At 69.6% G+C, this 11,880-nt stretch carries 1 protein-coding gene; it reads right to left on the reverse strand.

From position 1 onward, the window contains the following. Positions 1–251 precede the first annotated feature (251 nt). Positions 252–11,879: an RHS repeat-associated core domain-containing protein gene (locus ACX9TP_RS29530; protein ID WP_482973973.1), complete on the reverse strand. Its 11,628-nt coding sequence runs from the start codon at positions 11,877–11,879 to the stop codon at positions 252–254. Position 11,880 lies beyond the last annotated feature (1 nt).

Raw genomic sequence — 11,880 nt, forward strand, 5'->3', positions numbered from 1 at the left:
CCATTCGCGCACACACTCAAGACATCTGCCAGTCATAGAGTAGTCCGGCTCAGGCGTTGATTGAGCGCCCCGTCGATACCCAGAAAGCCACGCCTCGACCGGCTCGGCGCAGGCTGGACAAAGATGATGGGGATCGGTCATCCCGTCCACAAAGACCCTGGTGACTAGTGGCAGACATCCATCAACGGCCAATGCAACATGGTCACAGCAACGGCTCCCAAAGCTGAATCCGTGGCGTTCGCACTCGACCATCATGGCGCTCCTTTCAGGGGGATGCCGAAAAGATTGTACATATACCGTTGTGCCCCAGATGGGCCAGGCACATTCACGCCTCCAGCACCAAGGACGGAACACACTGCGGTTGTGCAGGCATTTGCATCTGCTCCCGTAGCTTTCCACGGCCCCATGTCACCGGCTCCGAGTTGTTCCAGCTGTTTATGCTGCGCAGCGAAGGCATCCGAGAGACGAATCTCTCGTGTTTCGGCACGTCCCAGGACCTTTCGCTTGGCGTCATCCACCTCGTTGACCCAGGTGGACTGCCACGACGCAGACCGCGTCTGGTGTGTCTCGATGCGCATGCCAAGCGACGGCTGTACTTCCACCGAGAAGTGAGGCGTTCCGTCATGGTTCTTGTACATGCGAACTATCGCCGTGCCCTCTGGCCCCTTTGCGCTCAGCTTGACGAGAGCCGCACCGGTAACGGCCAGAACCGATTCCAGAGTCTTGCCTTTGACGTACTCCTCAGCGGCACTCAGGGTGAGCCGTGCCCCATCTTCGGCAACCTCACCGATTGCATTTGAGAACTTGTCTCCGATGCGGGAGGGCTGCTTGGAGGCAATGGCATCCCTAACGGTGAACTTGACCGTCTCGCCAATGCTCTCCTTGGCGGATTCGATGACCTCTTGCCCCTGATGCCCGACTGCCTTGATCTTGCGGACGATTGGCAGGTCGGACAGGTAATCACCTGTTGTGTCCCAGCTGGAGCCTAGCGCCTGCCGGGCCTGCTTGAACCGCCACCCGGCTTCGCTGGTGTTGCAGGCCGTATAATCGCAGACGGTCTTCTCCAGCAGCTCCCGATCCTGCATCAGCGCCTGCAGCTTGTCCGCAGCCGACTCACCTCTGTATTGGTATGCAGTCGCATGCAGGACACCCGCGAGCTGCTCGTCGCTGTATTGTGAGAGCTGAGCGCTGTAGAGCTGTCCTTGGATCTGCTTCCCGAAGTCCGTCAACTCCGGGTCGTGCCCGTCCAGGTCGACGTAGCGCAGGGGATTGAGACGCGCATACGTGTACCGGTGAAGGCTCGGCGCATCGTCGAACCGGCCTTCGAAGCTGTCGCGGCTGATGAAGACACCCAGCTCCGAGTCGTAGTACCGGGCACGGGCGTAGGTGAGCCCCGTTTCAGTGTCGAACTGGTGCCCCGTGAATCCCAGCTTGAAGTCACCTGCGGATGGTGCCGTTCCATTGCGGTGGTTGCCCCAGGCGTCGTACTGGCGCGCGGCAATCACGCTACCGCTGGTGGACAGGGCGTCCGTCACACTTCCCAGGGCGTCCGTGCCGAGGAAGTTTGTCGTGGTGGTTGAGGCCACCTCGCTGACGGCTAGCGGGCCCTTGCCGTAGTGATAGCGCCGCCTCGTCGGGTGGTTCGTCTGGCTGCCATCCGCTTCCTGCAGCACGAAGTCGTCGTCCAGCACGTACTCCACGTTCTCCGTGGCCGTGCGCCGCTTCGTCCGCTGCAGATTGGCGTCGTAGTCGTACCGCCCGACTTCCTGCCCGTCGTCGTACGCAGCCGTCAGCGTGTTGCGGATGTCCCATGACAGCTGCCGCGTCACCCCCTGCTTCTGCCGGGTGACGACGTTGCCATTGTGGTCCCAGACCAACGTCACATTGCGCGACGCATCCTTCGCGTCCGTCTGCGACAACGCCCGGTCCGCCCGGTCAAAGACAGTCGTGACATCCGCCAGCAGGTCCGCGGGTGCCAGCGCCAAGAAGGCCGCGGCCGTGATGGCCGCCACCGCCGAGGCCGGTGCCTTCCTCTCGCCCAGGCGGTTGCCCACCGCGTCCAGCCGGTACAGCGTCGCCTGGCCGTCGGGGTACTTCACCCCCACCAACCGGTCCAACGCGTCATACCCGTACGTCGTCGACTCGGCCGCGCTCAGCGCCTGCGTGGCGGGGTTGGTGCGCTGCTCCGTCTGGGACACCCGATTGCCATTGACGTCGTACCCGTAGCCATACCGGCTCACCACCGTGGCAGAAGTGCCGCAGGTGTCGGAGATGCTCCCCTTCGCCGTGACGACGTCCACGAGCTGCCCCGCCACGTCGTAGCAGCGCTGCTCCTCGACTCCGTTCGGGTAGGTCGTTTCCTTCAACAGCCCGTCCGGCCAGTACGCGTACGTGGTGACGGCCGTGCCCATCGCGGCGGTGCGCACCCGGTCCAGCGCGTCGTGGGTGTACACGGTGGCCACCGCGTCCGCGTCCTCTACCCGCTGACGGTTGCCCTTCGCGTCGTAGCCGTACCCGACCCGCTTGCCGTCGTAGCGCAGCTCCTCCTTCAGCCGGTCCAACCCGTCGAAGGTGCGCACCGTGGTCTCCACCACCGTGCCCGACGAGGCCTGCTTCGTCTGCACCACCGACGTCAGGCTGCCGTTGCCGTCGTACTCGTACTCCTCCGCATCCACCGAGGGCAGCTCGCGCGGCTGCTTGTGGCTCAGGTACGTCCGCGCCCCCAGCCGGTTGAGCACACCGTGCGCCTCCAGCGTCAGCTGGCCTTCCGCGTCCTGACGCGAGGACACGTTGCCCTCGTCGTCGTAGCCCACGTGCCAGTGCAGCGTGTTCGCACCCTCGGCGCCCGGCACGCTGCCCCGCTGCTGAGGCGTCAGCCGCGCGTGCGCGTCCAGGTGCTGGTACTCGTCCGTCCTCCGATTGAGGTCGTCATACGCGTACGTCGTCAGGTGGCTGTTGGCGTCCTGCTTCGCCACCAGGTTGCGCTGGGCGTCGTAGATAAACGAGTAGACGCCCTCCAGCGCGTCCGTCACCGACAGCAGCTTCCCCTCTTCGTCGTACGCGTACTTCGTGACGAAGTCGCCCGTACACGCGTGGGTCTTCACCGCGGCCACGTCCAACCCGCCCGCCGCACCGTGCGCCAGCGTCGCGCCTCCCAGCGCCCGCTTCTCACACTCCTTGTTGCCGCTCGCGTCGAAGGCACGCGTGGTGACGTGGCCCAGCGCGTCCTCGCTGCGCACCGCGCGGTTCAGGTCGTCGTACGTGTGACGCACGTCGTACGCCACGCCCGTTACCCGGGCGCCCTTCACCTCCAGCACGTTGCCCACCGCGTCGTACTTCGAGGCGGTGCGCGCGGCCTCCGCCGTCCCGAGGCCCTGCGTCGTTTCGAGGAGCCGGCCGGCTCCGTCGTACACGGACTCGATGACGTGCCCGTTGGCATCCGTCACCCGCGTGGCGTGGCCGGCGGCGTCGTACCGCGTCTCGCCCGTCTGGGTGTCCACCCCGTCGCTCCGGACGGTGTGTTCCACCCGGCCCAGCCCATCCAGGGACCGCACCACCGTCGCGAGCCCGCGCCGGTCCTGCAGCGTCTCCGTCATCGCCACGTCGTCATACGCGTGGCTCTGCGTGTAGGCGGCGGACGGGGACTCCAGGTCGAAGTCCCGCTGGAAGCGCAGCCGGTTGGCCGCGTCGTACTCGTACGTCGTGACGTAGCCCTTCCGGTCCTTGTCCGCCCGCTTGTTGACGTGGTCGAAGCGGGCCTCCCTCGCATGGCCCAGTGCGTCCACCGTCCGCACCTCGCGGCCCAGCGCATCCAGGTACCGCCGCGTGACATGGCTCCGCGCGTCCGTCTCCTCCACCCGCACCAGCCCCGCCTCGGGCACGTCCACGTAGGCGCGTGCACTCCGCGTCAGGTCCAGCCCACCCGCGGAGAGGCTCTCCACCAGTACGTCGCGCGTCGGACGTCCCAGCATGTCGAAGAACGTCTTGCGCCGGATTCCCCGCCCATCCACCTGCGAGGTGACGTGTCCCTCACCGTCGTACGTGAAGCTCTCCGTCACCCCCATGGGCAGCGTGCGCAGGGTGCGCCGGTTGAGACCGTCGAAGGACTCCTCCGTGCGCCGCCCCAGCGCGTCCACCATTGCACTGCGGTTGCCGTTCGCGTCGTACTCGAAGGACGTAGTGAGGCCGAGGGCCGGCCCCGCCCGCGCGTCGTCAGGGCTTCGCGTCAGCGTGGTGGTTCCATCGTCCACCACCTGGGTAATGACGCGGTCCAGGTCGTCGAGGGCCAGGGTGGTCACGAAGCCGCGCCTGTCGCGCGTGTGCACCCGGTGCTGCGTGTCGTCGTAGTGGCTCGTCTGCGTATACGCCCACTCCTCCGGGCTGACACCCTCGCGCCTCGCCACCGTCTCCGTCACCGTCAGCGGACGGTTCAGCCCGTCGTACGTGGTGACGCGCGACAGGTGCACCACGATGCCCTGCCGGCCTTCCACCAGCGTGACGTTGCCGTTGCCGTCGTACTCGCGCCGCTCCTGCCGGGCCACCGCATCCACGGTGGAGGTGCGCCGGTTGGCGAAGTCATACGTATACGTCGTCGTGTGGCCGTTGCCGTCCGTCTCCGAGAGGAGGTTGCCCACGCGGTCATACCGGCGCGTCAGCTCGTACCGGCGCGGGGTGGACGTCGCGAAGGACTCGGCGGGCACCTCGGGCGTCTTCACGCCCACGACGCGGTAGAGCGAGTCCAGCCGGGACTCCGTCCTGAAGCCGTGCTTGTCCTCCTCCCAGACACGGTTGCCCGCGGTGTCGTAGCCATAGCGCGCCACCACACCCGCGCGCCCTACCTGGGTGGAGTCACCGCCCTGCGCCAGGAAGCGCGCGGCGTCCCCTGCCTCCACCGTCGCCGTCACCGTCGTCGGCCGGTCGGCGAAGTCATACGCCGTATGGGTCGTCACGCCGCGCCGGTCCACCACCGCCGTCCGGTTGCCGGCCTCGTCGTAGAAATAGCCCGTCGTCAGGGCCCCGGCGAGGTTGCCTCCCGACTCCGTCACCGTCTTCACCCGGTTGAGGCCATCCAGCACCACCTGACGCGTCAGGCCCAGGCCGTTCGTCTGCACCTTCACCTGCCCGCCCGCGTAGTACTCGTAGCCCTCCGTCAGCCACGGGCCCTTCGCGTTGCGACGCTCGCTGCGCTCCACCCGGTCCAGCCCGTCGAAGTCCCGGTGCGTCTTGTGCCCCAACGTGTCCGACTCGTCCTCCAAGCGGCTGCGCGTGTCGAACAGGGACGTCGTCTCGACGAAGCGTCCCTCGGACGTGGGCGTCCGCTTCCGCGTCGCGTGGCCGTTCCCGTCGTACGTGAGGATGGCAATGGTGGTGCCGTTCCCATCGATGACGGCCGACACGTCACCCTTGACCGCGCCCGACGGGCAGCTCCCGCCCTGCACCTGGCAGTACCGCTGGCTCGTCACGAGGTCATACGTGGAATTCGACACCGTCCCGGCCAGCGTGAGGCAGTCCGACTCGCCGAGCAGCGCGGAGCCGGCCACGGTGGTGGCCAGGACCCGCGTCTCCAGCGGCAAGCCCGTCCCCGTGGGCGTCGCCGTCCTCGGGTCCATCCCGGCCGAGTCCAGGGTGATTCGCGTCACCCGGCCTTCCGCGTCGATGTGGCACGTGGGCGCGCTGAACGACGCGTCGTATGCCCAGCGCTCCACCACCGCGGGCACGGGCTGCCCCTGGGCATCCCGCACCGGCTCCGTCGCCACCGGGTCCTCGCCCGAGGCCGCGAGCACCGGCGTCTCCGTCCTGCGCTCCACCATGTTGCCGAAGGCGTCGTAGCGGTAGCGCGTCACCCGGCCACGCCCGTCCTCCTCGCTCACCTTGCGCATGTGCGCCGCGTCCCAGACGGTGCGGGTGCGGGCCACCAGACTCCCACTCAGCGGGCGCTCCACCTGCACCGACGCGCCGTACGGGTTCATCCGGTACACCGTCTCCGGCACGCCGGGCCGCGGCCCCCTCACCCGCGTCTCGTACGTACGCACGGGCTGGCCGAAGATGGGCAGCGTGTTGGGCTTCAGCACATACACGAACTCCGTCGTGGCCCCTTCCGGCTCCTCCACGCGCTTCACCCGCTCGCGCTTGTCGCCGAAGCGCAGATAGTCCGCCTCACCGGGCAGCGTGTCCTGCTGGGTGTAGTAGACGTACCGCGTGGTGTTGCCGTTCGCGTCCGTGTACGCGGCGAGGTTGCTCCGCAGCCGCTCGTCGAAGCTGTCCACGTACTCGAACTTCTCTTCGCGCAGGACGGGCGCCGCCGCCTCCGAGCAGCCGCCATCCAGGCGCCGCACGCTCGACAGGTTGGCGCGCACGTCGTAGCCGTACGCCACGCACACGCCCAGCGAGGTGCCCGCTTCATCCTCGGGCAGGCGCGCGGGAGCATTCGAGTTCTGCATCAGCTCCACGTTGGCCAGCAGCGCCCGGGGCGCTCCCGGCGGGCGCGTGTAGCCGAACTGGAGGAAGCGCCGGGCTCCCGCCGCGTAGATGCGCACCACCTCGCCGTCGACGTCCGCTCCGCCGTACTCCAGCGTCGCGCGGTTGCCGGAGGCGTCCGTCACCGACAGCAGCCGGTGCCGCGGCGGGCTGACGGACGAGTCCGCCTGGCCGTAGCGGTACTCGATGCCGGCCGGTGCGCGGAAGACGAGCTGCTCCTGGGAGAGGTTCCCCACCTGCACCGTCTCGCGACGGAAGGTGCCGTGGAAGCCACGCTGTCCGGTGCACTGCCCCGCTCCAGCGCAGGTGAAGACCTGGCCGCCGCCCTCGCCGCCCACCACCATGTAGCGGAACTCACCGCCGCGGCCATCCGGCACCACGAAGCTCCGGTAGGCGTGCGTCCACCCGCGTCCCAGCGGGCCCGTCTCGAAGCCCTGGTTGCTGTAGCTGCGCGCGAAGACCAGCGCGGGGCCACGCCCCTGCACGCGCAGGTCCTCCGCCTGCTTGACGAGGTGGCCGTCCACCACGCTGACGTCCTTGACGAAGGTGTGCCCCACCGGAAGCGCGCCCGCGTCATCCACCGACGTCTTCAATGTGAGGCGCTGCGTCTGCGTTTCGGTTGGCGCGGCCTTCGGAATGAAGTCGATGCGAACTTCCTGGCCCGCCGGGTCTCCCGGCGGCACCTGGAGGCGCAGCACACCGCTGCCCGAAACCAGCGCCGGCGGCGGGACGTTGCCGTCCAGGGGCTGCACTTCCAGCTGTCCGCCCGCGTTGCGCACCAGCCGCCCGCGCGCGAGGAGGGTGTTGCCGGACGTGACGGACACGTCGCCCTCGTCTCCCGCGCAGAACTCCAGCTGCGCCGGCACGAGGATGGGCCGCTCCGTGGCGGACGCCGCCACCAGCTCCGCATTCTCGGGCGTCGCCGCCGACTCGAAGTTGCGCACGGGGAGGATGACCTTCGCCCCCAGCTCACCGCCGCTGGCCAGCAGCCGGCTTCCCGCAGGCGCGATACGGACGGTGCCGCGACTGACGACGTCCGTGACGGCGTTGGAGAGGCTGTATCGGATGGTGTGCACCTCCACCTGGAGCTCGCCGCCGTGCGTGCCCGGCTTCAGCGGCAGCTCGAGGAGGTGAACGGAGTCCGGGAGCAGCTCGATGAGGGACGCATCGCTGGGGAGCCGCGGGTAGCCTCCCAGAAGCCCGTCCACGAGGAGCGACTCTCCTGCCACCGCGGGCTTCTCGATGAAGCGCACATAGACGGGGTAGCCCGCGGGATTCGAAACCGTGACGCGCGCGACGCCATCGTCCACGGAGGCTCCGTTGCAGGGGCTGGCCACCGACTCCCCCCCGGCATCCTCCACGGTGGCGCTGACGGCGGATTCCCTGGAGCCGAACCAGTAGAGGACGCTGCCGGGGGTCAGGGTGGCGGGCACGTCCCCGTCCCCGGTCCGCTCCACCACCGAGGCGCTCACGTGGACGAATTGCCGCCCGTTGCGCACCAGGTACTTCGGCCAGAACACCACGTGCTCGTCGTCGTCGAAGCCGCCGGCTCCGCCCAACGTCATGGGCGTTTCCACCTGGTCGGAGAGGATGGCCGTGTCCGAGGCCACGCGGATGCGCAGCTGCACCTTGGCGAGGTCCGGCTCGTCCCCCTTCACCGGGTGCCAGGAGAGGTCGTCCTCCGACGTGCGCAGCACCTGGGCCACCAGGGGCTCCGGGAAGTCACCTCCGAAGATGCCGTTGAAGCGGGTGCCCAGCGTCTCCAGGCTGAGCACGTAGCGCATGTGGTTCTTGGAGGCCGCGGGCAGCAAGGCCTCGACGGAATAGCTGGCGCTCACCGGGCCGCCGGGCGACAGCGCGGAGGCCGTCACCGTGTAGTCGCCCGCGGTGGGGCCCGGGACATAGCCCGTCATCACCTGACCGAGTGTGGGCGACCAGTGCGTCAGCGTGGGGGTGACGTGAGGCGAGCCCAGCGTCTGGACCTGCCCGGGCGGCACCTGGGTCGGGTTGAAGAAACGCCCGGTGCCGGGCGCGCCGGACCACGTGACGGCCACGTTGGCCAGCGGGTTGCCGTGGGTGTCTTTGGCCGTGGCCCTGAAGGAGTGGCCCGTCTCGATGCCGCTGACGGTCGTCTCGATGCGCGTGTCGCCGTCCAGCTCGATGCGCGCCAGGGGGCCGGGGCGGCCGAGGACGGTGAAGGGGCTGGCGAGGACGAGGGTGACCTCGCCATTCGTCGTCTGGGCCATCACCTCGTTGAGGCCCAGGAGCTGACGCGCGGGATGGGGATTCGTGCCGTTCGGCGCCACCTGCTTCTCGACGGACCACTTGCGGATGTCCGTGTCCGGGATGACGAGCACGCGAGCGCGCCCCGTCCTGTCCGTGTTCACCGTCACGGTGGCTTGCGGCGTACCTGGAGCCCCCATCGTGGCAAAGCGAGGGACTGCCTTGCTGTATTGCATGTGCGGCCGGAAGGTGACCGGCGCGTCGCTGACGGGGACGCCTTCCGCGGTGGTGACGTACACCGCCAGCGGCGTCGCGCCGGCCGTGCCCACCTCCACCTCCTGGAAGTCCGTGGCCGCGACCTTGACGAGGTAGGCGATGCGGGAGGCGTCGTCCGTGGACCTGGGCGCGTCCGGCCCCTCGAGCTGCTCCACCAGCGCGTCGTCCACCCATGCGCTGGGGGAGACAATCGTCTGCCCACCCGACAGACGGCCGGAGAGGAAGTAGCCACCCTCCTCCGTCTGCGGGTTCCGGGCGATGTAGCCCGTGCCCTCCCAGTCCCTGAGCTGGAGGGACACTTCCGGGATGAGGACCTCCCAGCCGCGCGCCACCAGGTCCTCCACGTCACGACGCACCTCGGGCGTGGCGGAGAGGCGGAGCAGCTGCGCCTGGGCATTGCCGGGATTGATGGACAGGACGTCGAGGCCTTCCGCACGCGCCCGCTGGAGCACCGTCGCCGCGGACACGGCGTCCTCCTGGGTGCCCTGCGTCAGCACGCGTGCTTCCTGGTAGCTGCCCTCGTAGCCAGCCATCCGGAAGAGCGCCTTGCCCCGTCCTGGCACCAGCTCCAGCGGCGTCATGGTGCGCAGGTCCGCGTCCACTTCCAGGCCCTTCCAGATGAGCCGCTGCGGCACGCCCAGCGTCTGCTCCACCTCGAGCTGGTTCTGCACCAGCACCACGCTGGCCGTCGGGTGGAGGGGCACCACCTGGAGCAGCCTCGCCAGCTCGCGCTCCCCCGCCGTCCACGCATTCACGTAGGCCGCGGCGCGCTCGTAGAGGAAGCGGGGTGCGTCTCCGTCCCGCGCGTCATCCACGTCCAGCAGCACGGGGGAGTACGCATTGCCCGGGCTGCCTACGCCCACGGCCACCAGGTTGCCGGCGATGATGCGGTTCTCCAGCCGCCGCTTCGAGCCGTCCGGCAGCAGCAGCTCCAGCGCCCACGTGTGCTCCATGCCCAGCCCCACGGGCCGGGAGCCCAGGGCCTTCTCCTTGCCGTCCACGCGCAGCTGCGGCAGCACGCGCACCACGGAGGCGGGGGACTGGTACAGGCCGCCGTGCAGCTGCACCACCTGCTCGTCCGCGGCCGTGGCCGGGACGTAGGTCAGGATGGTGCGGTGGCCCGTCACCTGGTGCAGAGGCAGCGTCACGTCCAGGAAGAGGCCCGCCCCGTCCGAGGCCGTCACCCGCACGCGCTGTCGGGCGGAGTCCGGCAGGAAGGCGGACTCCGCCTGCACCGACACCACCTCGTAGGGCAGCGTGCCCGGGAGGAAGGGCAGCGTCTCCGTGCGCCGCTGCACGGTGCGCAGGACCTGCTCGTACGAAGTCCCCGGCTGCTGCGCGGCGAGGAAGTCCTCGACCCGGGCCCGGTAGAAGGCCAGCGGAGAGAGAGGCCCGTTCTGGGCGAGGTAGCCGTCGGTGAAGCCCTCCGGGCCGACGCCCATCGCATCCAGGACATCCACGGCGGGAGGCGTGGCCGCGTACTTCGCGGTGCCCGGAATCGCCGCGTCCAGCGCCACCCACTGCCGCGCGCCCATATTCCCGCCGGCGCCGCGATAGTCACCGTAGGCGAGCCACGCCTCCACCCACACGTGGGCGAGCTTCACTGCCACCACCCGCCCGCCCCCCGTCACCGGCTCGAAGGGAATGCCCGCCGCGGACAGCCCCTGGAGGACGCGCTGCTCGACAGCCTCCGGAAGCTGGAAGCTGGCCCCCGTGGGGCCGTACAGCGCATCCACCTCCGCGCCGGTGAGCAGGCCCATCAGGTCCGCCAGCCTGGGCAGCGGAAGCTTCACGGTGCCACGCACGTAGCGGGCGGGAGTGCCCTGCGCACGCAGCAGGGCGATGAGCAGCGTGGACAGGTCCGCGTCGTTGCCGCGCTTCTGCCGCAGCGTCTCCGTGGACCCCTTCAGCGCACCCTGGTACCAGTCCAGGTCGAGTTCGTTCTTGACGAAGTCGTAGGCGGCCTTCGCGGTCCCCAGCTCCTGGGCGCGGGCCTTCACCTCGGCGGACAGCTCCACCTCCTGCCCCTGGGCGGTGTCCTCCAGCGCGGGCAGCACCACGGCCCCGGCGAGGAACGCGGGAACCACCTCGTCCGACGACAGCTCGGCCGGAGCGAGGGAGCCCTGCACGTACGTGAGCTCCGAGCTCAGCACGGGCACGGGCCGCGAGGCGCCCCACCCGGCCAGCGCCTCGCGCAGCTTCGCCAGCCGCGTGGACTCGTCCGCGTACAGGCGCTGCCGGACGTAGGCGACGTAACGCGTCCAGACGGAGTCGCGCGGCTCGGACAGCGACTCCCGGACCTCGCGCAGCACCTGGAGCGTGGACTGCACGCGCACGGTGAGCTCGGCGTCCCGCTCTCGCACCCGCTCCACGAGCGCGCCCTGGCCCGGAGGCAGGGCCTGCTCCACCGCGTCCAGCCGCCGCACGGCGCCCTGGTGGTTCTCCTCGAGGAGGCGCTCCACCCGCAGCAGGGCGGAGGCCGCGTCCTGGCGCTGCGCTGCCTCGGCGCCGGTGGGCTGGGAGGGGTAGCGGAACACGCGCGCCCAGAAGCCGAGCGGCGCCCCCACGCGGGACACGGCCCCGTCCAGCTCGCGGGCCAGCTCGGTGCCCAGTGCCTGGGGACGGGTCCGCTCCTCGTGCAGCCGCTGGCGTCTTTCGACCTCCTCGGTGCGGGCCTTCAAGCCCGCCCAGTCGAAGGAGACCGGAGCCGGAGGGCTGGAGATCAGCACCGGCATCTCGCCCGCCCCGCGCTCCTGGGCCGGGAGCGACGCGGTGAGGGAACGGGCCCGCGCGCGCACCGCATCCAGCCCGTCGGCGCGGGTCTCCCGCGCAGCCACCGGCAGCGCCGCCAGCGCGGCGACCAGTACGAGGACCCCCGGGGTTCTCAGAGATGAATCGAGCATG

This window comes from Pyxidicoccus sp. M15, from assembly GCF_056858435.1.

Excerpts from the sequence above, each read along its gene's own strand:
- ACX9TP_RS29530 (WP_482973973.1), bottom strand. The coding sequence starts at position 11,879 with ATGCTCGATTCATCTCTGAGAACCCCGGGGGTCCTCGTACTGGTCGCC.